The organism is Paenibacillus sp. D51F (genome assembly GCF_053345695.1).
In genome coordinates this window covers 101,606-120,466 of sequence record NZ_JBKFAO010000002.1, presented here as the reverse complement: position 1 = coordinate 120,466, position 18,861 = coordinate 101,606, and the positions used below count along the sequence as shown (strand labels likewise).

Genomic DNA, 18,861 nt, shown 5'->3' with positions numbered 1-18,861 from the left:
GGAGAACTGCCGGGCTTGATGGAGACGGCCGGGGATGGAATCGCCTTATGTCCTGTCGTTTGAAACCATATGCTGGTGCTGGCTGACCTCTACTATTCTAAAGCGGTGAAGTCCTAATTGCAATGACAAAACTTGATGGAGGCGCTTTTTTTCGCTATCATTCTTCCTACCAACACTAGGGGGAGGTAGAACATCCCATGTCAGCATTGCAACAGCCTTCCATTAGGGAAATCCAACCCTCGGACCTGCTGGAAAAGGTCCGCTCCGGAGCCGTCCGGATGGATCAGATCATCGATGTGAGAGAAGAGGGCGAGTGGGAATACTACCGTCTGGAAGGCTCCCGCCATATTCCGATGAATTCCATACCGGAGCATCTCCCGGAGCTTGACGCCGAAGAGGAATGGTTCCTCATGTGCGCTCACGGAGTGAGGAGCCTTTATGTCCTGGACTATATGCGCAAGCAGGGATTTTCCAACCTGCTGAACGTGACGGGGGGCATCAGCGCCGCCGCGTCCGAGCTCGGCTTCAGCTATGATTAAGGCCTAATTGTCCGGCGGCAGGAAGAATGGCAGCTGAGGCAGAGTCTCCTTGCCGTACAGGCGGGACTTCATGGTCCAAAAGTCGCCGCCTCTGACTGCTCCCGTGCCGGTTACGACATCGGCAAGCTCATTGATGGATGACGCATGCAAGCGCTGCGATTCGCCGGATTGGAGGAGAGCGTCGACGGATCCCGCAAGATCCTGGGGATAATAGTCGGTCCATTTCCCGCGCTTCTCGAGCAGATCGGCCATCAGCTTGATCTTGACGAGGAGCGGGTAGGAGGTCCAGGCGCTGCTCTGGACCGTGCCGGTCAGGGAGGCTTCGGACGGGACGCTGCCGTCGACGCCGGATGCCCACTTCAGCATGGAGGAATAATAATCCTTCTGGGCGGCCAGGCCTTTTCGGGCAGCATCCTTATAGGACGGCTGCTTGCGGAGGGAGGCGAGGAAGCTGTCCGCCGGCTGGCCTGACGCCGACTTGGCTGCTGCAGCCGAAGCCTGCGAGATGGAATCTAGGCTAGCCAGATAACCGTTTCTTGCGCTGGCCAGAAGACCTGTATCCGGGACGGAGCGCACCGACTCGATCTCCTTGCGCTTCTCGTCCGCGAGATCTCCGAGGTCCTTGAGAAGAGATGACGAGGCCGGTATGTTGCGGGACTCCACTTTCTTCTCCATGGCGAGCCATGCGTTCTGAAATTCACGGTAAGGAGAAAATACGGTATGATAGAACGATACCAGATCTTGCTGGGAGTACGAGGTCTTGGCGGAAGCGGCGGAGGCCAGCAGCTTCTTGGCCTCGTATCTTGATTCCGTGCGGCTTGATCCCACTTGGAAGCCGGCGAAGAATGCGCCGACCGCCGCGACCAGCATGAAGATGAAACCGAGGCTGAAGAGCATTTGATAGCGGCTGAGATGTTTGTCCATTGTTTTCTCCTCGATGATAAAGATTAACGGATTTCGATTCCTTCAAGACAGGCGGGACTACATGAAAAAATTCGACATCCGCAACATTCGCGTCCGGAGCGTTTCGGTAGACGAGCTCGACGACCGGATGCTGCTGCTCAACTTGTACATGACGCAGGCTATTACCCTCATTATCGGCTTGGTCTGGTGTTTTTTTCAGGGCCGCAATCCGATTGCGCTGTTCCGTTGGCCCGACAGCCTCGCCTTTTTATACTGGGGCTTCGGTTTCGCCCTCCTGATTCTCGTGGTAGACCTCTTCATTTCCCGTTGGGTGCCCGAGGAAGCAGCCGATGACGGCGGCGTGAACGAACGCATTTTCCGCAACAGGCCGGTCTGGCATATCGCCCTTTTGTCCCTGGTGGTAGCTATATGCGAGGAGCTTCTGTTCCGGGGCGCGATCCAGCATTCGCTGGGAGCCTATTGGACCAGCATCCTGTTCGCGGCTATCCATGTCCGGTATTTGAAGCATTGGATTCCGACCGCGCTTGTCTTCGGCATCAGTTACGGCCTGGGCTGGATCTATATCCGCACCGGAACGCTCCTTGCTCCGATCGCCGCCCATTTCGCCGTCGACTTCATCATGGGCATGATCATCCGCTACAGGAGGCAGCCATGAGCAGGATCGAGAAATTCGGAAGACGAAGGCTGGAGGAGCAGAAAACGACTTCGGTTGAAGCCGGGACGGAGCTTGAAGGCGACGGTTACCCGCCGAGGCGGGAAAAGCATCCGTCCCTGCAGCCCAAGCTGACGAAATGGCTTGTCAATACCTTGATGCTGCTGTTCATCGTCCTGGCCTGCACGCTCTTCTTCTGGGGACGCAGCTTGTTCGCCCCGCAAGAAGGCGCCCACGATGCGGCAGAAGCATGGAAAGGAGCATGCCTTTGCGCTTCTACCTGATCCTATTCATTCTCATCGTCGCTGCATGGCTGGGAGCCATGTTGATCAGACGGATGATGGCCGAAGCGGCAAGCAGCCGGATCGCAGCCGAGACGGTCGCTCTCGAACGGCTTCCCGAGGCGCTGGAGGGGTATCGCATCCTGTATATGAGCGACATCCACAGGCGCAGTCTCAATGAAGATGTCCTCCGTCAAGCACGCGACAGTGGAGGGGCCGACCTCGTGCTGATCGGCGGCGACATGAGGGAGAAAGGCGTTCCGCTCAATAGAGTGGAGGACAACATGCGTTTGCTGGCTCGGATAGCTCCCGTATACGCGGTGTTCGGCAATCACGATCATGACGAGGATATCGATTCCTTGGCAAAGCTTTTGGAACGCTGCGGAGTCACCGTGCTCGTGAATCGTTATGTATGGGTTCAAGACGGGGCGGCGGCGCCGTTCAAGCTGGCCGGAGTCGATGATCCCCGCTTGGGCAAGGACCGTCTCCAGGCTGCTCTTGGAACGCCGCTTGAAACAGCGGAAGTCAAAGCGGACAGCTGGCCTGATGATCCATTTACGATTTTGCTTGCCCATGATCCCATCATCGCGCATCGCAACCCTTCTATCGAAGCCGATCTCGTTCTTTCCGGACATACGCACGGCGGGCAGATCATCCTTCCATTAATCGGTCCGGCGATGAGAACGGCCAGCGTAAGAAGGTTTCGGTCCGGATGGTTCGACCTTGCGGGCTGGTGTGGAAAAGGCCAAGACAAAAACGGACCCGAAAGGGTCCGCATGCTGGTCAGTCCTGGATACGGCACGTCAAAAGCACCGATACGCTGGAATTGTCCGCCTGTCATCCATCTGCTGTCGCTGACCCGCAGCAATCAGCCTTGCGGCAAGTCGATGTAGGCAGGGTCGATAAAGCCGTAGCCTTTTTCCTCGAGCTTCGTCAGTAGGCTGTCAAGGGCTTCCTTCGTCCACGGAAGCTCATGCATCAGAATGTTGGCTCCGGGATGAAGCTGCTCCAGCACGTTTTTGATGACCAGCTGGGGATCTTTCTTCGTCGCCTTCAGATCCCAGTCAAGGGAACCGTTCGACCAGGTCATGTACAGCATGCCGTCTTCCTTGGCGACTTCCTTGCCGACATCTCCGCCGGTTCCGAATGGTGGCCGGAAAAATTGCGGCCGTTTTCCGGTCAGCTCCTCAACCAGATCCGACACATCGCCGAGCTGCTTCTGCACCTCGGCCTTGCTTTTTTTATGGAGATCGATATGGTCCCAGGAATGGTTGCCGATCGTCTGGCCGCGTTCGTCGATCAGCTTCAGCAGCTCGGGATTTTCCTTCACCCTGTACCCGTTGACGAAAAAGATCGCCTTGGCGCCGTGTTTGTCCAGCGTGTCGAGCATGGAGGTCAGCTCTTCCTTTTCCTTCGGCCCGTCGTCGAATGTGAGCAGGACGGCCTTGTTCGACATTTCCGGATCGACGGGGGAGAAGCGGAACGTTTTCGAGCTCATTTTGAACATGGCTTCGGCCTCCTGCGGGGTTGCGGACGGCTGCGGCGAAGGTGACGGCGATATGGACGGCGAAGGCGATGACGCCGACGGCGCAGGAGAGGACGATGCGGAAGGAGGCGAGGAGGGGGCAGGAGTTCCGGATGCGCTGGCGCCGTCCGTCTTCCCTCCGCAGCCGGAAAGCAGGACAGCTGCCGCGGCAGCAAGTCCGATGGTCTGGAGTGCATAAGATTTCATGTACGTTTCAACCTCCACAAGCAAAGCTGTATTCATGGGGATCCTTAAGTCCCGACACCGGGAAATACGATCCAAGACATCCATTTTATCATATTAAACCTTGCTTCGCTTACCCAATCGGAATGGATGATAAGGAGTCGGCCGGGCATACTACTCCTATCATGAACAGCCGGGTATCGGCGCTTAGGAGGCAGATGAAATGAAACTGGGAGGATTTATTGCCGGAAGTTTGATTGGAGCGGCGGCAGCCCTGTATGTGGCCCGCAAAAGGCCGGGAGCGGCAGCGGCAGCGTCGGGCATTGCCGGAAAGCTGTGGTCCAAGGCCGCCGGGAGAGCGATGTCTGGGATGATCCGGAACAAAAGCGGCGCGACGCCGCGCCGCAGCCCGGTGAGATCCTCGTCGGGGAATGGCTCCAGCCGGGTCGCGGACAGCGGTTCTTGGGAGCGGATCGCTGCGCTCGTGAACAGCGATCCGGAGGTCAAAAAGGAATCGGAAAAGATCATTGCAGAAGCTTCATCGTCCCCGGCAACCCATTGAATCTTCCGGCCGCTTCCCTCTATGGGGAGGCGGCTGTTTTTTTGACCTGCTCGTGCATTCCTTCTTCATAGATGTTAATATAGATATATGGCACGTATGCCGCACATTATGGCTTGCGCTTCATACGCTGTTATATCCGATGCTGCAGAGGAGGATCCTGTCATGAAGATCGAACGGTTGGGGCAAGACAAAATTCGCATTTTTCTGACGTTCGACGACCTGCTGGAGCGCGGGATCCAGAAGGACGACATGTGGCGCGAGATACCGAAAGTGCATGAGCTGTTCAGCGAAATGATGGACCAGGCCTATTCGGAACTCGGCTTCGATGCGAACGGACCGCTTGCGGTCGAAGTCATCGCGATGCCGGCTCAAGGCATGGTGGTAATCGTCACCCGCGGCAAGATGAATGCAAGCTCGGACGCGGGACGTGCCGACGAGGACGATGCGGACGAGGATATGTACGAGATGGAAGTGACGCTCGAATCCAGCGATACGATCATGTACATGTTCAAGGATTTCGAGGATGTCATCTCCGCAGCCAAGCAGCTCTCGGCCTCGGAACTGACGGAAGAAGGAAGACTGTACGCATACAACGGACGCTGGATCCTCGCTTTCGATACCGCTTCGGCGGAACCGGCGGGACAGAATGCAATGATTGCCATTCTGGCGGAGTTTGGAGACGCGACCTCGGTAACCTATGCGGTTTTGGAGGAGTACGGCAAGATTGTCATGCCGGCCGATGCGGTTCGCGGGCTTTGCCTTCATTTTAAATCTTAGTCCCAGTTGCCAAGAGCATTCGCGATTCATCGGGAATGCTCTTCTTTTGTGCTGAACGGGACTGAACCTATACTTTCATCAAAACGAAGGAGGCACGGGATCCCTTGCTGCTTTTCTCGATATTGACGGCCGCAGTGGCTCCGGGCATCTCGCTGCTCACCTATTTGTACCTGAAGGACCGCTACGACAGCGAGCCCATCCATCTTGTCTTCAAGCTGTTCCTCACCGGCATGCTGGTCGTCGTGCCAATCATGGTCATCCAAAGAGGACTGGAGCTCTGGCTTGGAAGCCATCCGCTTCTATTCTCCTTCGCCTTCTCTGGAGGCGTCGAGGAGATTTTCAAATGGTTCGTCCTTTACCATATCATCTACAATCACATGGAATTCGACGAGCCGTATGACGGCATCGTATATGCGGCCAGCGTCTCCCTCGGCTTCGCCACCCTGGAGAACATCATGTACGCCGTATTCTATCCTTCTACTTTCGGAACGATGATGCTGAGGGCGCTGCTGCCCGTGTCGGGACATGCCTTGTTCGGCATCATGATGGGCTACTATTTCGGCAAGGCGAAATTCGCTCCCAAGCGCCATATCCGCAGGTTCCTGCTGCTGTCTTTGCTTCTGCCTGTCTTGTGGCACGGCTTGTACGACTGGATCCTCACATCGACAGCGAGGGAATGGGCTTGGATCATCGTGCCATTCATGGCGGTGTTGTGGATCTGGGGCCTCCGGAAGATCGGCAGGGCCAATTCCCGCTCTCCGTTTCGGATCGTGGGCAGGGAAGAAGAGGTTAAGCTTTGATCGTTCCGTCCATACTTGCTTGTAGAGACAGTCGCTCAACGCGGGAGGACGCAAGCATATGGATGAGGCAAGAGTGAAGATCAGCATTCGCTGCCGGCTTTGCGGGGAGAAGTTCGTTCTTCGCGGCCGCAGGGACCAAGGCCGTGTCGATACCGGCTTCAAGCAGTGCCTGTGCAGCAATACCGATGATTTCGAAATCGAAGAGCTGCCGGTATAAAGTCATAGCCGCATGCATAAAGCTCCTTTACTTCAACCAAACTAACACCAGGTTTGGCATAAGAAAGGAGCTTTTGCCGTATGTACCAACGTTTAAGCCGTGTGCTTTTCCCCGTTATGACGCTGCTTTTTGTCGGCGCGATCTATTGGGGCTACCAGGAGCATCAAGAGAAGAATTCGGTCTTGATCAAGGCGGAGAACCAGTATCAGAAAGCATTCCATGAACTGAGCTATCATGTGGACCAGCTCCATCACCAGCTCGGCAGCACGCTGGCCGTCAATGCCGCCTCCCAGGGCTACCAGCGCAAAAGCCTCGTCAATGTGTGGAGATTGACCAGCCAGGCGCAGAGCGAGATCAACCAGCTGCCTGTCAGGATGATTCCTTTCCATAAAACCGAGGACTTCCTGTCGCATATTTCGAATTTCGCCTACAAGACATCCATGCGGGATTTGACGAAGCAGCCGCTGAGCGACGGTGAGATGAGCACGATGAAAACCTTGTATGCAAAATCGGCCGAGATCGCCCAGGAGCTTGGAAAGGTGCAGGATAAAGTGCTGCAAAACAAGCTGCGTTGGATGGATGTCGAAATAGCGATGGCCGCCGACAAGCAGAAATCCGGCAACTTCATCGTCGACGGATTCAAGGGCGTCGATTCCCGGATGGACAAAATGGCCTCGATCGATTGGGGACCGACGGTAAACGGCTTGTATGAGAAGAGATCCGTCAGCATGCTGAGCGGCAAGCCTGTTACGGCCGAGGAGATCAAGTCCAAGGCGGCCAAGTTCCTCGGCATGTCTTCGACGGAAGGCATCCGGGTCGTCGAGAACGGCAAAGACACCAACTATAAGACCTTCTCTGCCGTCGTCAAGGAAAAGGGAACGGGCAAGAACATTTCGATGGACTTTACTTCCCGCGGAGGCGACCTGATCTGGTTCGTCCATCCCCGCGATGTGGCCGACAAGACGATTGGCATGAAGGAAGCCCGCGCCAAGGCCGACGAATTCCTGGACAAGCAAGGCTACAAGAAAATGACGCCCGTTACCTACGACGAATATGCCAAGGAAGCGGTATTCACCTATGTAGGAAGCGACAACGGCGTGCTGATCTATCCGGACAAGCTCAGCGTGAAGGTCGCGATGGACAAAGGCGATGTCATCGGGCTGCAAGCCAGCGACTATGTCTTCGCGCACAAGGAGCGCAAGCTCGGCAAGCCGGCGATGACGGAGGCCAAGGTGCGCGGCGGCTTGAGCGAGGCGATGAAGAAGTCGCCAGCCAAGCTTGCCCTGATCAAGAACGACGACAACCAGGAAGTGCTGTGCTATGAATTCAAAGGCGAGAGCAACGGCACCAAATACCGCATCTATCTGAATGCGGACACCGGGCTCGAGGAAGCGGTGGAGGAACTGCCGGGAGAGAGCCGCTCCTAGATCGCCGACCAGGCAAAAAAGCCCATTTTTCGATATGGCTCCCCATCATCCGACATGCTATAATCATGGCATTACGGGAGGGGGAGCCTATTTTGCTGCCTAGGGTAAACGAAAATCTATACATTCAAGTGGCTTCTTCCGATGAAGAAGAAGCTCAGATGGTCTTCAAGTCCCGGATCGCGGACGAGGATGCCGAGGCCATATACATTGAAGTTCCGCTTCATGAGCCCAGCCGCAAGCTGAAAAAGCTGTACATCGGGGACGAGCTTTCGGCCCATATCGTCAGCTCGGAAGGCATCAAGCATTTTTTCAACTCCCATGTTCTCGGCTTCCGGGAAGACGTCATCCGTCTGGTTCGGATCCGCAAGGCCGATCCCGACAGCATGACGAAAATCCAGAGGCGCAGCTTCCTGCGGGTGCCGGCCGATCTGGAGCTTGCGGTGTCCATCCGCGGACGCATCCGGTTCGTGGCGATGACGGATGATATCGGCGGCGGCGGCATATCGTTCCTCTGCGATCAGGCCAAGCCGGTCGAACAAGGAATGGAGCTGGAGTGCTGGCTGCTCGTGCCTTACAAGAACGGGACGCTCGAGCATGCCTTCTTCAAGGGCGAGGTTGTCCGTGTCGACATGACGGATACGGGCAAGAAGCAGGCGATGCTCAAATTTACGACGATTTCGGAGCCGGACCGGCAAAGAATCATCCGTTTCTGCTTCGAACGGCAATTGGAATTCCGGAAGTAATCTTGTTCTCGAGCGTACATAACCTAGTTTTTAATGGGCAACATAGGCCTATATTCCTGCGATTGGAAGGGATGGGCTGATGAGAAGGATGGAGGACAAGGTCACCTGGGGGCTTGCCGCCTGCTTTCTTCTTCTGTTCGCCGCTTTGCTGGCTGTACAGGCTGCGGCATGCATGCATCGCGACCGGGGGGATATCGTCAGCCGCCGCAACCAGGAGGGGGAGAAATTCCGATAGACGGTTACTGTTTTGCATCCAACAGTCGACTGTGATATAATTATTTGGCAGGCACAGCCTGCTTTTTTTCTGATTTTGAACGAGAAATTCTCATGGACATCGCTTGGAGGAACGCCCTTTGAGTACCCATCACGACGGGGTAGGCGAGCGCATCAACATTGCGATCGACGGACCCGCCGGTGCCGGCAAGAGCACCGTAGCCCGGAGCGTTGCCGAGGCATTAGGCTATATTTATATCGATACTGGCGCCATGTACCGCGCAGTTACATGGAGCGCGCGTTCCGCCGGCATCGACATCGGCGACGACGGCGCGCTGGCGGAACATGCGGAGGGGCTGGATATTTCCTTGGCTCCGGGACCCGACGGCCAGATCGTCTTGCTGAACGGAGAGGATATCACAGCCTTGATCCGCTCCCGGGACATCAATCTGAACGTTTCCCAAGTCGCGGCCAACGATCGGGTCCGGATGCTGCTGGCGGACAAGCAGCGCAAGCTGGCGGACGGCAAGGGCGTCGTCATGGACGGCCGGGACATCGGCTCGCATGTGCTGCCGGATGCCGAGCTCAAGATCTACCTGACGGCCAGCGTCGAGGAAAGGGCGCTCAGAAGGTTCCGCGAGACGGATCCCGATTCGGGGCTGACGCTTCAACAGCTGGAGAAGGAGATCGAGGAGAGGGACCGCAAGGACATGCAGCGCGCCGTGTCGCCTTTGATCCGTACGCCGGATCATATTCTGGTGGATACGACCGGCATTCCTGCCAGCGGGGTCATCGACACGATCACATCGCTCAGCCGCAAAAAACTGGCGGAGGCGAACTTGCCATGATCTACACCTTTTGCCGCGCTGTCCTGAGAGGCGCCTATGGCTTGCTGTTCCGTCTCGAAGCCAGAGGACTGGAGAACATACCGGCCGCAGGGCCAGTCATTCTCTGCTCCAACCACATCAGCAATTTCGATCCGCCGACCGTCGGCATCAAGCTCAGCCGCAAGGTCCACTACATGGCGAAGGCCGAGCTGTTCAACGTGCCGCTGTTCGGCCCCTTGATCAGGGCTCTGGGCGCATTCCCCGTCAAGCGCGGCGGAGTGAGCAAGGACTCCATCAAGACGGCGATAGCTCTTCTCAAGGAAGGCAATGTCATGGGCATCTTTCCCGAAGGAAGCCGCAACAGCGGAGGCGACGCAGCCAAGAAGGGCGCGGCCATGATCGCCATGCGCAGCGGAGCGGTCGTCATACCGGTCGCCATCTCGGGGTCCTACAAGCTGTTCCGCAAGACCGTCGTCTCCTACGGCAAGCCCGTGGACTTATCCGAATTCATGTCTTCATCCGGAGATGCGCTGGAACAGGTGACAAGAGCCATCATGAAGCGAATCGAAGAACTGCGCAAGCAAGCGTAAGCATGTTTTATTCCCTTGTTCCTGTCAGGGTAGGGATTCATCGGGAGCCCAAGTTTCCGCCCTTCCGTTTCAATGGTACAATATGGGTTTAAATAAAGTTGGGGTATGAACTGAGGAGGTTATTTCAATGTCAGAAGAAACAAAGATCCAGGACTCTGTCCAAGAATCTCAGCAAGGTCTTAGCCAAGATGAGCTTGAGAACATCGTTTCCCTCAAAAAGGGCGACATCGTGACCGGCACGATTGTGAAAGTTGAAGACAACCAGGCAACCGTAAGCCTAGGTTATAAATATGACGGTGTGGTTCCACTGCGCGAGCTCAGCTCCGTACAGCTGGACAGCGCCAATGACGCGGTGAAGCTCGGCGAGGAAATCACGCTGAAGGTCATCACGATCGACGACGAGAAGGAGAAGCTCGTTCTCTCCAAGAAAGCCGTCGACGGCGAAAAGGCTTGGGATTCCCTGCAAGCCCAATTCGAAGCCGGCGAAGTTCTTGAAGTTACCGTGGCCGATGTCGTCAAAGGCGGTCTCGTCGTTGACGTAGGCGTGCGCGGCTTCATTCCGGCTTCCATGGTCGAGCGTCATTTCGTCGAGGACTTCAAAGACTACAAGGGCCGTACCCTGAATGTCAAAATCAAAGAAATCGACCGCGAAAACAATAAAATCATCCTCTCCGCGAAAGATGTTCTGGAGCAGGAATTCGAGAAGAACAAGCAAAGCGTCATTTCCGGCCTCGAAGTCGGCCAAGAGCTTGACGGAACGGTTCAACGGCTGACTCCGTTCGGCGCATTCGTCGATATCGGCGGAGTAGACGGCCTTGTTCACGTTTCCGAAATGTCCTGGCAGCATGTTGCGCATCCGAAGGATGTCGTAACGGAAGGCCAATCCGTCCGCGTCAAAGTCCTCAAGCTGGACCCTAACGCAGGCAAAATCAGCCTCAGCATCAAAGCTGCCCAACCGGGACCATGGGAATCCGTAAGCGGCCAATTCAAAACGGGCGACATCGTAACGGGTACCGTTCGCCGCCTTGTAACCTTCGGAGCTTTCGTTGAAATCGCTCCTGGAGTGGAAGGCCTCGTTCATATTTCCCAAATCGCTCACCGCCACGTGGCGACTCCTCAGGAAGTGCTCAAGGAAGGCCAAGAAGTTCAAGCCAAAATCCTTGACTTCAACCCGTCCGAGAAGCGCGTAAGCCTGAGCATCAAAGAAACGGAAGAGGCTCCGGAGCAAGCTCCGCGCGCCGAGCGTCCTCAGCGCGAGCGTTCCGACCGCGGCGGATTCAAGGAGAAGATCGACAACCCGAACGTCTCCCTGAGCAACCAAAGCATGAGCTTCAACCTTGGCGAGCGCTTCGGCGACAAGCTGAGCAAATTCAAGTGATTCAAGACGGTGCAGCCCCGCGCTTATGATGCGGGGGCCGCATCGGCTCGACAGCCTTTCCGATTCAGGTCGGAAAGGCTTTTTTATTTGCTTTCGCTCCGCGATTCAAACCTTGGCACTTCGCGCATAATACGCGGAGGAGGTGCAGGCAATGAGTGGAATGGAAGAAGGATTTCTGGCATTGGAGCTCGCGGCTGTCTGGCTGATTCTGCTTGCGACCGGCTGGAACATGGAAGCGGCTGGAGGATTGGGATGGAAGACGGCGATGGCAGGCATCGCCGGCATGATCATACTGTCGCGGGTCGAGCTTGATCTGCCGTGGGGTCTGAAGGCAAGCGCATCGGCGGCCGCCTTGCTGCTGGCATGTCTTGCAGTCTGGATGTCGGGAGTGCGGCGCGGAGACCGCTTCTATACGGCGGGCTGCGCCTTGCTTCTGGGGCTGCTTATGGCATGGATGAACACTCTGTATGCTTCAAGCCCGCTGCTGACCGTCGTGAGGGCGGGCTGGGACATTCCGATCTTATGCGGCATGCTCGCTGCCCTCCTCTCTCTGCGGGCGGCCAACCAATTTGTCATTATCGCCGCGGGATATTGGATTGCATCGGTTTTTCCCGCATGGCTTCCCTCATCCCTTGGTGCCGCGTCCGCGATCGGCAAGGCAGGCTGGTGGGACGGCTTTGCCGCAGCCGCAGCGTCATGCCGTCTTCTGACGGTTGTCATTTCCGCGGCCGCGTCCGGATTCTCCCGCTTATTCATGCAGCGAATGGATAACAGGGAAGGGGATATCTGAGGATGGATGACGTGTCGATCTACTTGCATGAACATCGCATGGTCGTCGGCGTGATGGCCGGCATCGCCTTTGGATTGCTGGCACGGATCCTGCTGCTGCGCACGGATTACAGGCAGTATCCCACTTACCCGCACGGCCAGATCATCCATATCTCGCTCGGAGTGATCGCCTCGGCGCTTGGGGCGGTCGCCGTTCCGGCACTCTACCAGAAAAACCTGACGGCCTTGACGTTCCTGACGGTCGCCGCCCAGCAATTCCGCGAGGTGCGCAATATGGAAAGGGAGACGCTGAGCAAAATGGATTCCATGGAAATCGTCTCGAGAGGGACTTCGTACATCGAAGGGATCGCCATGGTCTTCGAAGGCCGCAATTATCTGGTCATCATGGCGGCCATGGCCGCCAGCCTGTTCGCCGTCGCTTTCAATCTCTGGATCGGGATAGCGGGAGGATTGCTGTCCTTGATCGTCGTATGGAAATTGAAATCGGGTAAATCGCTCTCTGCCATCGCGGACATTATTCCCGGCGAGGTCAGAATCGAAGGCCCGGATCTGTATGTCGACAACATCTACATTATGAATGTCGGCCTGCAAAGCAACCGGGACATCATCGCGAAGCATGGCCTTGGACTCATCGTCAAGCCCCGCAGCGCCAACGGCCGGGTCACATTGTCTAATCTTGGACAGAGGCAGGCGCTCCTCTATGATCTGTCCACGATTCTAGGCCTGCACAGCGACGAAGGGGAGCCGGCCTTGGTCCCGATGGCCAAGCTGGACCTGGACAGCGGCTGCCTTGGCGTCTTCATTATTCCGCATGAGCGCGATCTGTCCAAAGCGTGCGAAATCGCCAGGCGTGTCCCGCTGCTGGAGATGGCGGTTCGAATGCCGTCCAAAGCGGGAGTCAATCAGGGGGAGGGCGGATCGAATGGCTAGCATCGTTGCCATTGTCAGCACAAGCCATGACTCTGTAGCTGGCGGAGCGCCGATTTTTATTGAGAAAGATGTTGAAAAAGCCCAGGAGACGGCATTTTTCCTGGAGAAGATCATGGACGCGACCGCGCATGATCTGAAAAACGGATCGTTCATCCTGGTGGACAGAAGCCGGTAGGCGAACCCTGCGTTTCCATAGGAAACCATTGAAAAGTTAGCCAACGAGGCTGTTTTTTGCTATGATGAATGGCGTGAGTATTTTTGAGAGGGTGTATACTATGGCAAGACCCGTTATAGCCATCGTGGGCAGGCCTAATGTGGGGAAATCCACGATCTTCAATCGGGTCATAGGCGACCGCCTGGCTATCGTTGAGGATAAACCTGGCGTCACGCGTGACCGGATCTATGGAACCGGTGAATGGAATGGAAGATCGTTCAGCATCGTCGATACAGGCGGCATCGAGATCGACGGAGAAGACGAAATCATGAAATCAGTCCGGATGCAGGCTGAACTGGCTGTCGAGGAAGCAGATGTCATCATCTTCATGGTCGACGCCAAAACCGGACTTACCCTTGCGGATGAAGAAGTGGCTCAAATGCTGTTCCGTTCGCGCAAGCCGGTTGTCGTAGCCGTCAACAAGGTGGACAACCAGGGCCGGATGGAAGACATTTACGAATTCTTCGGGCTCGGCTTCGGAAGCCCGATCGCCATCTCCGGTTCCCATGGCACCGGCATTGGCGACCTTCTGGACGAAGCCGTATCGAAGCTTCCCGAATTGGAAGAAGATCATTACGACGAGGATGTCATCAAGGTCGCCTTGATCGGCAGGCCGAATGTCGGCAAGTCCTCGCTCGTCAACGCGCTGCTCGGCGAAGAGCGGGTTATCGTCAGCGAAGTGGCGGGAACGACCCGCGACGCGATCGATACCCCGTTCGAGAAGGACGGCCAGCGCTACGTACTTATCGATACGGCCGGCATGCGCAAGCGCGGCAAAGTGTACGAAACGACGGAGAAATACAGCGTCATGAGATCGCTCAAGGCGATCGAACGAGCGGATGTCGTTCTGATCCTGATCAATGCCGAGGAAGGCATCATCGAGCAGGACAAGCATATCGCCGGATATGCCCATGAAGCGGGCAGAGCCTCCATTTTTGTCGTCAACAAATGGGATGTCATCGACAAGGATGAAAAATCCATGCAGAACTTTACGCAGAATATCCGGGATCATTTCCTGTTCATGTCGTACGCGCCGATTGTATTCCTCTCCGCGCTGACGAAGTCCCGTCTGCATAAGCTTCTGCCGGTCATCAACCACGCCTCCGAGCAGCATTCCCTGCGCATTCAGACTCATCTGCTCAACGATGTGATCTCGGATGCCGTTGCGATCAATCCTCCGCCTACAGACAAAGGACGCAGGCTGCGGATTAATTATGTCACGCAGGTGGCGGTAAGGCCTCCGACGATCGTCATCTTCGTTAACGCTCCGGAGATCATGCACTTCTCCTATGAGCGCTATCTGGAGAACAAGATCCGTGCCGCGTTCAACTTCGAAGGCACGCCGATCCGTCTGTTCACGCGCAAGAAGTCGGACGAGGATTAGGAGAGAACGAGGTTGCTGACATCCATCATTGCGATTGCAGCGAGCTATTTGCTCGGCTCTGTTTCCTTCAGCATTCTGATAGCCCGCTATGTGAAGGGCATTGATATCCGCCAGCATGGCAGCGGCAATGCCGGAGCTACCAATACGCTCCGCGTGCTCGGCAAAGGCCCCGGCATCGCCGTCTTCCTGCTGGACATCGCCAAAGGCGTCTGCGCCGTCCTGCTCGGGCAGCTGCTCGTCCCGGAATCGGACTGGGTGCCCGCGATTTGCGGACTGGCCGCGATCATGGGACATAATTGGCCGCTATATTTCCGCTTCAAGGGAGGCAAGGGAATCGCCACGACGGTAGGAGCTCTCGTCGTCCTGTCGTTCCTGCCCTGCCTGATCGCCGGCATCATTGCGATCGCGGTCATAGCCCTGACCCGCTACGTTTCGCTCGGCTCGCTCGTCTTCGCTTTGTTGACGCCATTATTCATATTCTTCCTTGAAGGCGCCGAGCCGGCGTTATGGGCAGCGATGCTGTTATGCTTATTCGCTTTTGTCCGTCATCGGACCAATATCGTCAAGCTGGCGCGCGGCCAGGAAAACAAGCTCGGATCGAAGAAAGGATGAGCAGCACAATGCCGACAAATGCGGAAACCAACGGGCGGCGGCGCCTCCGCGTAACGGTACTTGTCGCAGGCAGCTGGGGAACGGCGCTGTCATCGGTGCTTGCGGACAATGGCCACGAGGTGACCATATGGACCCGCAGCGCCGGACAGGCGGAGGAAATCAGCCAGCGCCACACCAACTCCCGTTATTTGCCGGATATTCCGCTGGCGTCTGCGCTTCGCGCGACGACGGATATGCAGGAAGCTCTTCGCGAAGCCGAGCTGGTGCTGTTCGCAGCTCCTTCCTCCGCAATGCGGGAAGTAGCAGCCGCCGCGGCGGGGGCGATCGGCCCGGAGGCCGTCATCGTCCATGCCACCAAAGGATTTGAAGCGGAGAGTCTGGAGCGCATGTCCCAGGTGCTTGCGGGCGAGCTTGGAAGGGATGAGCGCGAGATCGTCGTGCTCTCGGGACCGAGCCACGCCGAGGAAGTCGTGCGCAAGCTGCCGACGACGGTTGTCGTCGCCTCGATATTCCCTGGACCGGCCAAACGGGCGCAGGACGCCTTCATTAATTCCTGCTTCCGGGTCTATACCAATCCCGATGTCATCGGAGTCGAGGTCGCCGGCGCGATAAAGAACATCATCGCGCTGGGAGCCGGCCTCTCCGACGGACTCGGCTTTGGCGACAACGCCAAGGCAGCGCTGCTGACCCGCGGCTTGGCTGAAATCGGCCGCCTCGGCTCCGCGATGGGGGCGACGATGATGACGTTCGCCGGGCTCGCCGGAGTCGGCGACCTCATTGCGACCTGCACGAGCCCGCATAGCCGCAACTGGAGAGCGGGCTCGCTGCTCGCCAGCGGCCTGTCTCTGGACGAAGTGCTGGAGAAGGTCGGCATGGTCGTGGAAGGCGTGCGCACGACCCGCTTCGCCCGAACGCTCGCGGCGCGCTACGGCGTCGAAATGCCGATAACGGACCAGCTCTACGAGGTGCTCTTCGAGGGCAAGGATCCCCGCGAAGCGGTGGAGATGCTCATGCTTCGAGACCGCACCGGCGAACTGTAGTCCTTACCCGGCATCCGCCCTCACCCCGAGCGGCTTCTCCTCATAAGATGAGGCTAGAGCGGTTATGACGCCGGCTTCGGCCGGCGCTAGCCCCATCAATACTGGGGAGGCGACAATGGTGAGCAAACATTCGCCGAAGGATATTCTTGGAGCAGTCAACAAGAAAACCGGCAAAAACATTACGGAGAATCAGGTCAAAAAAATCGCCAGCGGAGTCACTCCGGAGACGATCCAGAGTGAGGAAGAGCTTCGCAAGCTGGTGAAGCAGGTTGCCAATATGGCGAAGGTCCCGGTGTCGGAGCAGACGATGAACGACATCATCAAAGCCGTCAAGGCGAGCGGCATGAACATGGGCAGCCTGGAAAGCTTGATGAAAATGATGATCAAGAAATAAGGACGCATCGTTCCTGGAACGGCCTCGGACCGGCTGAGCTTACGCTTGCCCGGTCCGTCGTTCCGGAGCGGCCGGGGACAAGCCTTTTGCAGGACGGCGGCATCGCTCGGAGGTGGTCCGGAGGAATGGAGAGGCGTAACAAATGCAACCGAGTCCGATGACCGTAATGTGGATCTCGCTGGCCGGAATCGGCCTGATGGTCATATCCGCATTGGTGATTACGTTCGCCCGCATGAAAACGAAGGGGATTCTGCGAGGCGTTCTGTCGCTGGCCGCATTCGCCATGCTGGTATTCGGCTTTATCCTTGGCGTGTTTTCGATTATCGTCTGACCGGAGGGAATGACACGATGATTACTCTCATCGGCCGTACGCGCGCTACGGACGCGGATGCCGTGAAAGGCCGCACGCTGCTCCAGCATGCGGTGAAGACCAGGGCGGAATGGGGCTACAACTGCAGCCGTGGAACATGCGCCCGCTGCCGCTGCCATGTCGATCAAGGCATGGAGCATCTTGAAGACGTCACCGACGCCGAATGGGACCGCCTGGAGCCGGAAGAGCTTGATCAGGGCTTCCGTTTGTCCTGCCAGGCTGTCGTGAACAGCGACGATGCGGTCATCGTCGTCCGGCACAAGCCTTATTTCTAATTAGACAGCCTACATAAAGGAGGCGGCGCGATCATGGCAGAGGCGACCTTTTGGCCATCGGGCAAGACCGTCAAGGTCAGGCCGGGCACGACGCTGCTGAGCGCTGCAAGGCAGGCAGGCCTCAGCGTTCCCGTGCGCTGCGACGGCAAAGCCGCCTGCCTCATGTGCAAGATGTCGCTGCTCCCCGACCACGGGGAAGAGGGGCTTTCCCGCCTGAGCGACGTGGAGCGCCGCAAGCTTGGAACCGACGGGCTTGAGCGGCTGGGCTGCCAGAGCAGGATTACGGGAAATTGCCATGTCAGCATACCCGAAAGTCCGCTGAAAGCAGCTGTAAGACGTCAATTGGAGCGTCAGGCCGCTGAAGACGATGACGATTGGCTGCGGGGATTCCGAAGCTAGTCCGAAGCAGGAGGATGGCATTATGTTGAGAAAAGGATCCCTTGGCCGCCCGGCGGAGGGGCGCAAACGGCGAGGCATCGCAGGAGCCGCAGCCGCCATGATGCTGGCGGCTGGCTTGTCCGGCTGCATGTATCCGCGAGAGCGCATGGCCGAAAGCCAGGTTCCATCGATGGACGCCGTTGCCGGGGTGCAGGCGGTGGTCGATCTTTATCAGCAGAAGAAGGGTCTTCTGCCGATCAAGAACGCCAACCAGGAAACGCCGATCTACGAAAAATTCGTCATCGATTTTCCCAAGCTGCAGCGGGAGAACTTCATGTCGGATCTGCCGGCGGCTTCGTTCGAGAAAGGCGGCAGCTATTACTTTCTGATCCAGAACGAGGAGAAGGATCCAACCGTGAAGCTGATGCCGCTGATGATCTTCCAGGCGGTGAACGACGTGCAGGGCTGGGTCGACCAGTACGGCCGCAGCCATGGAGGCGATCTGCCGGCCGCCGGCGAAGCTTATCCGGGCTACAGCCGGATCGACTTCAAAAAACTGGGCCAGCGGGAGCCTTCCGTCCGCAGCCTGTATTCCGGCGGCGCCTTGCCGTTCATGATGAGCGATGAGGGGCGGGTCTACGCGGATTACGGAAGCGACCTGATGCGCTTCGTCCAGAAGCGCGGCCTCGACAAGGTGGGGGCGGAGCTCGACCTGCGGCAGCTGCTGGCGGAGGACACCGACTTCGTGCCGGTCAAATCCCCGCCGTTCAAGCTTGTCGGCGGGGAGCCTGTGGCCCAGCCCGAATAGATCTTATAGGACGAGAACCTTCTTGTCCC

28 protein-coding genes are annotated in these 18,861 nt (G+C 57.2%); 26 read left to right on the top strand and 2 right to left on the bottom strand.

Going from position 1 to position 18,861, the window contains the following annotated elements:
• Nucleotides 1-197 precede the first annotated feature (197 nt).
• On the top strand, nucleotides 198-539 hold the full coding sequence (locus ACLBWT_RS04090; RefSeq protein WP_447661801.1) for a rhodanese-like domain-containing protein: 342 nt from the start codon (nucleotides 198-200) through the stop codon (nucleotides 537-539).
• A gap of 3 nt (nucleotides 540-542) precedes the next feature.
• Here ACLBWT_RS04090 and ACLBWT_RS04085 read toward each other — a convergent pair whose 3' ends face one another.
• The gene (locus tag ACLBWT_RS04085; protein WP_447661800.1) at nucleotides 543-1,463 is read right to left on the bottom strand and encodes a hypothetical protein; all 921 of its coding nucleotides are present in this window, start codon (nucleotides 1,461-1,463) and stop codon (nucleotides 543-545) included.
• Between the two features lie 61 nt (nucleotides 1,464-1,524).
• Between ACLBWT_RS04085 and ACLBWT_RS04080 the strand changes: the two genes are divergently transcribed.
• The 3 genes from ACLBWT_RS04080 to ACLBWT_RS04070 are packed head-to-tail and all read left to right on the top strand — an operon-like array spanning nucleotide 1,525 to nucleotide 3,289.
• Nucleotides 1,525-2,118, top strand: a complete 594-nt coding sequence (locus tag ACLBWT_RS04080) for a CPBP family intramembrane glutamic endopeptidase (protein ID WP_447661799.1) — start codon at nucleotides 1,525-1,527, stop codon at nucleotides 2,116-2,118.
• Nucleotides 2,115-2,399 (top strand): hypothetical protein, encoded by a 285-nt coding sequence (locus tag ACLBWT_RS04075; RefSeq protein WP_447661798.1) that lies wholly within the window; start codon nucleotides 2,115-2,117, stop codon nucleotides 2,397-2,399. The genes ACLBWT_RS04080 and ACLBWT_RS04075 overlap by 4 nt, the downstream gene beginning before the upstream one ends.
• Nucleotides 2,384-3,289: a metallophosphoesterase gene (locus ACLBWT_RS04070; RefSeq protein ID WP_447661797.1), complete on the top strand. Its 906-nt coding sequence runs from the start codon at nucleotides 2,384-2,386 to the stop codon at nucleotides 3,287-3,289. The genes ACLBWT_RS04075 and ACLBWT_RS04070 overlap by 16 nt, the downstream gene beginning before the upstream one ends.
• Here the strand turns inward: ACLBWT_RS04070 and ACLBWT_RS04065 are convergent.
• The gene (locus ACLBWT_RS04065) at nucleotides 3,265-3,903 is read right to left on the bottom strand and encodes a polysaccharide deacetylase family protein (RefSeq protein WP_447661796.1); all 639 of its coding nucleotides are present in this window, start codon (nucleotides 3,901-3,903) and stop codon (nucleotides 3,265-3,267) included. The genes ACLBWT_RS04070 and ACLBWT_RS04065 overlap by 25 nt on opposite strands.
• 52 nt (nucleotides 3,904-3,955) lie before the next feature.
• Here ACLBWT_RS04065 and ACLBWT_RS04060 point away from each other — a divergent pair, with 52 nt between their 5' ends.
• The 22 genes from ACLBWT_RS04060 to ACLBWT_RS03955 all read left to right on the top strand — a co-directional run bounded on the left by ACLBWT_RS04060 (nucleotide 3,956) and on the right by ACLBWT_RS03955 (nucleotide 18,832).
• The gene (locus ACLBWT_RS04060; RefSeq protein ID WP_447661795.1) at nucleotides 3,956-4,120 is read left to right on the top strand and encodes a hypothetical protein; all 165 of its coding nucleotides are present in this window, start codon (nucleotides 3,956-3,958) and stop codon (nucleotides 4,118-4,120) included.
• 207 nt (nucleotides 4,121-4,327) lie between these two features.
• Nucleotides 4,328-4,666 carry a hypothetical protein gene (locus tag ACLBWT_RS04055; RefSeq protein WP_447661794.1) on the top strand — a complete coding sequence of 113 codons (339 nt, stop codon included), beginning with the start codon at nucleotides 4,328-4,330 and terminating at the stop codon, nucleotides 4,664-4,666.
• A 162-nt stretch (nucleotides 4,667-4,828) separates the two neighbouring features.
• The gene (locus ACLBWT_RS04050; RefSeq protein WP_447661793.1) at nucleotides 4,829-5,443 is read left to right on the top strand and encodes a genetic competence negative regulator; all 615 of its coding nucleotides are present in this window, start codon (nucleotides 4,829-4,831) and stop codon (nucleotides 5,441-5,443) included.
• Nucleotides 5,444-5,547: 104 nt separating this feature from the next.
• Nucleotides 5,548-6,243, top strand: a complete 696-nt coding sequence (prsW, locus tag ACLBWT_RS04045; protein WP_447661792.1) for a glutamic-type intramembrane protease PrsW — start codon at nucleotides 5,548-5,550, stop codon at nucleotides 6,241-6,243.
• A 58-nt stretch (nucleotides 6,244-6,301) separates the two neighbouring features.
• On the top strand, nucleotides 6,302-6,460 hold the full coding sequence (locus tag ACLBWT_RS04040; protein WP_021878400.1) for a hypothetical protein: 159 nt from the start codon (nucleotides 6,302-6,304) through the stop codon (nucleotides 6,458-6,460).
• A gap of 80 nt (nucleotides 6,461-6,540) precedes the next feature.
• Nucleotides 6,541-7,887, top strand: coding sequence for a germination protein YpeB (ypeB, locus tag ACLBWT_RS04035; RefSeq protein WP_447661791.1), 1,347 nt, complete (start codon nucleotides 6,541-6,543; stop codon nucleotides 7,885-7,887).
• Between the two features lie 92 nt (nucleotides 7,888-7,979).
• The gene (locus tag ACLBWT_RS04030) at nucleotides 7,980-8,630 is read left to right on the top strand and encodes a flagellar brake protein (RefSeq protein ID WP_447661790.1); all 651 of its coding nucleotides are present in this window, start codon (nucleotides 7,980-7,982) and stop codon (nucleotides 8,628-8,630) included.
• A 79-nt stretch (nucleotides 8,631-8,709) separates the two neighbouring features.
• Entirely contained in the window at nucleotides 8,710-8,865 is a 156-nt protein-coding gene (locus ACLBWT_RS04025; protein WP_447661789.1) for a hypothetical protein, read from the top strand.
• A 118-nt stretch (nucleotides 8,866-8,983) separates the two neighbouring features.
• A complete protein-coding gene (cmk, locus tag ACLBWT_RS04020; protein ID WP_447661788.1) occupies nucleotides 8,984-9,691 on the top strand; it encodes a (d)CMP kinase in 708 nt (235 codons plus the stop codon).
• The gene (locus tag ACLBWT_RS04015; RefSeq protein ID WP_447661787.1) at nucleotides 9,688-10,260 is read left to right on the top strand and encodes a lysophospholipid acyltransferase family protein; all 573 of its coding nucleotides are present in this window, start codon (nucleotides 9,688-9,690) and stop codon (nucleotides 10,258-10,260) included. The genes cmk and ACLBWT_RS04015 overlap by 4 nt, the downstream gene beginning before the upstream one ends.
• A 127-nt stretch (nucleotides 10,261-10,387) precedes the next feature.
• The gene (gene rpsA, locus ACLBWT_RS04010) at nucleotides 10,388-11,638 is read left to right on the top strand and encodes a 30S ribosomal protein S1 (protein WP_447661786.1); all 1,251 of its coding nucleotides are present in this window, start codon (nucleotides 10,388-10,390) and stop codon (nucleotides 11,636-11,638) included.
• A 151-nt stretch (nucleotides 11,639-11,789) separates the two neighbouring features.
• Nucleotides 11,790-12,428, top strand: a complete 639-nt coding sequence (locus tag ACLBWT_RS04005) for a YphA family membrane protein (RefSeq protein WP_447661785.1) — start codon at nucleotides 11,790-11,792, stop codon at nucleotides 12,426-12,428.
• 2 nt (nucleotides 12,429-12,430) lie between these two features.
• Complete coding sequence (locus ACLBWT_RS04000; RefSeq protein WP_447661784.1) at nucleotides 12,431-13,357, top strand: YIEGIA family protein; 927 nt, start codon at nucleotides 12,431-12,433, stop codon at nucleotides 13,355-13,357.
• Complete coding sequence (locus ACLBWT_RS03995) at nucleotides 13,350-13,532, top strand: capping complex subunit for YIEGIA (protein WP_447661783.1); 183 nt, start codon at nucleotides 13,350-13,352, stop codon at nucleotides 13,530-13,532. Before ACLBWT_RS04000 ends, ACLBWT_RS03995 begins: the two co-directional genes overlap by 8 nt.
• Before the next feature lie 100 nt (nucleotides 13,533-13,632).
• Entirely contained in the window at nucleotides 13,633-14,955 is a 1,323-nt protein-coding gene (gene der, locus ACLBWT_RS03990) for a ribosome biogenesis GTPase Der (RefSeq protein WP_447661782.1), read from the top strand.
• A 12-nt stretch (nucleotides 14,956-14,967) separates the two neighbouring features.
• Nucleotides 14,968-15,567 carry a glycerol-3-phosphate 1-O-acyltransferase PlsY gene (gene plsY / locus ACLBWT_RS03985; RefSeq protein WP_447661781.1) on the top strand — a complete coding sequence of 200 codons (600 nt, stop codon included), beginning with the start codon at nucleotides 14,968-14,970 and terminating at the stop codon, nucleotides 15,565-15,567.
• Between the two features lie 8 nt (nucleotides 15,568-15,575).
• Complete coding sequence (locus ACLBWT_RS03980; RefSeq protein ID WP_447661780.1) at nucleotides 15,576-16,607, top strand: NAD(P)H-dependent glycerol-3-phosphate dehydrogenase; 1,032 nt, start codon at nucleotides 15,576-15,578, stop codon at nucleotides 16,605-16,607.
• Between the two features lie 118 nt (nucleotides 16,608-16,725).
• Nucleotides 16,726-17,001 carry a stage VI sporulation protein F gene (locus tag ACLBWT_RS03975; RefSeq protein WP_447661779.1) on the top strand — a complete coding sequence of 92 codons (276 nt, stop codon included), beginning with the start codon at nucleotides 16,726-16,728 and terminating at the stop codon, nucleotides 16,999-17,001.
• A gap of 142 nt (nucleotides 17,002-17,143) precedes the next feature.
• A complete protein-coding gene (locus ACLBWT_RS03970) occupies nucleotides 17,144-17,332 on the top strand; it encodes a DUF2768 family protein (protein WP_021879539.1) in 189 nt (62 codons plus the stop codon).
• Nucleotides 17,333-17,349: 17 nt separating this feature from the next.
• Nucleotides 17,350-17,646 carry a 2Fe-2S iron-sulfur cluster-binding protein gene (locus tag ACLBWT_RS03965; RefSeq protein WP_447661778.1) on the top strand — a complete coding sequence of 99 codons (297 nt, stop codon included), beginning with the start codon at nucleotides 17,350-17,352 and terminating at the stop codon, nucleotides 17,644-17,646.
• A gap of 30 nt (nucleotides 17,647-17,676) precedes the next feature.
• A complete protein-coding gene (locus ACLBWT_RS03960; protein WP_447662238.1) occupies nucleotides 17,677-18,045 on the top strand; it encodes a 2Fe-2S iron-sulfur cluster-binding protein in 369 nt (122 codons plus the stop codon).
• A 22-nt stretch (nucleotides 18,046-18,067) separates the two neighbouring features.
• Nucleotides 18,068-18,832 carry a hypothetical protein gene (locus ACLBWT_RS03955; protein ID WP_447661777.1) on the top strand — a complete coding sequence of 255 codons (765 nt, stop codon included), beginning with the start codon at nucleotides 18,068-18,070 and terminating at the stop codon, nucleotides 18,830-18,832.
• Nucleotides 18,833-18,861: the final 29 nt, after the last annotated feature.

Bases quoted from the DNA above. Each gene is read 5' to 3' on its own strand.
- ACLBWT_RS03970 (WP_021879539.1), top strand. From the start codon at position 17,144: ATGCAACCGAGTCCGATGACCGTAATGTGGATCTCGCTGGCCGGAATC.
- ACLBWT_RS04080 (WP_447661799.1), top strand. From the start codon at position 1,525: ATGAAAAAATTCGACATCCGCAACATTCGCGTCCGGAGCGTTTCGGTA.
- der (WP_447661782.1), top strand. From the start codon at position 13,633: ATGGCAAGACCCGTTATAGCCATCGTGGGCAGGCCTAATGTGGGGAAA.
- ACLBWT_RS04075 (WP_447661798.1), top strand. From the start codon at position 2,115: ATGAGCAGGATCGAGAAATTCGGAAGACGAAGGCTGGAGGAGCAGAAA.
- ACLBWT_RS04055 (WP_447661794.1), top strand. From the start codon at position 4,328: ATGAAACTGGGAGGATTTATTGCCGGAAGTTTGATTGGAGCGGCGGCA.
- ACLBWT_RS04015 (WP_447661787.1), top strand. From the start codon at position 9,688: ATGATCTACACCTTTTGCCGCGCTGTCCTGAGAGGCGCCTATGGCTTG.
- ACLBWT_RS04050 (WP_447661793.1), top strand. From the start codon at position 4,829: ATGAAGATCGAACGGTTGGGGCAAGACAAAATTCGCATTTTTCTGACG.
- ACLBWT_RS03980 (WP_447661780.1), top strand. From the start codon at position 15,576: ATGCCGACAAATGCGGAAACCAACGGGCGGCGGCGCCTCCGCGTAACG.
- ACLBWT_RS04085 (WP_447661800.1), bottom strand. From the start codon at position 1,463: ATGGACAAACATCTCAGCCGCTATCAAATGCTCTTCAGCCTCGGTTTC.
- rpsA (WP_447661786.1), top strand. From the start codon at position 10,388: ATGTCAGAAGAAACAAAGATCCAGGACTCTGTCCAAGAATCTCAGCAA.
- ACLBWT_RS04005 (WP_447661785.1), top strand. From the start codon at position 11,790: ATGAGTGGAATGGAAGAAGGATTTCTGGCATTGGAGCTCGCGGCTGTC.
- ACLBWT_RS04065 (WP_447661796.1), bottom strand. From the start codon at position 3,903: ATGTTCAAAATGAGCTCGAAAACGTTCCGCTTCTCCCCCGTCGATCCG.
- ACLBWT_RS04000 (WP_447661784.1), top strand. From the start codon at position 12,431: ATGGATGACGTGTCGATCTACTTGCATGAACATCGCATGGTCGTCGGC.
- ACLBWT_RS03955 (WP_447661777.1), top strand. From the start codon at position 18,068: ATGTTGAGAAAAGGATCCCTTGGCCGCCCGGCGGAGGGGCGCAAACGG.
- ACLBWT_RS04040 (WP_021878400.1), top strand. From the start codon at position 6,302: ATGGATGAGGCAAGAGTGAAGATCAGCATTCGCTGCCGGCTTTGCGGG.
- ACLBWT_RS04090 (WP_447661801.1), top strand. From the start codon at position 198: ATGTCAGCATTGCAACAGCCTTCCATTAGGGAAATCCAACCCTCGGAC.
- ACLBWT_RS04025 (WP_447661789.1), top strand. From the start codon at position 8,710: ATGAGAAGGATGGAGGACAAGGTCACCTGGGGGCTTGCCGCCTGCTTT.
- ACLBWT_RS03965 (WP_447661778.1), top strand. From the start codon at position 17,350: ATGATTACTCTCATCGGCCGTACGCGCGCTACGGACGCGGATGCCGTG.
- ACLBWT_RS04060 (WP_447661795.1), top strand. From the start codon at position 3,956: ATGGACGGCGAAGGCGATGACGCCGACGGCGCAGGAGAGGACGATGCG.
- ypeB (WP_447661791.1), top strand. From the start codon at position 6,541: ATGTACCAACGTTTAAGCCGTGTGCTTTTCCCCGTTATGACGCTGCTT.
- ACLBWT_RS03995 (WP_447661783.1), top strand. From the start codon at position 13,350: ATGGCTAGCATCGTTGCCATTGTCAGCACAAGCCATGACTCTGTAGCT.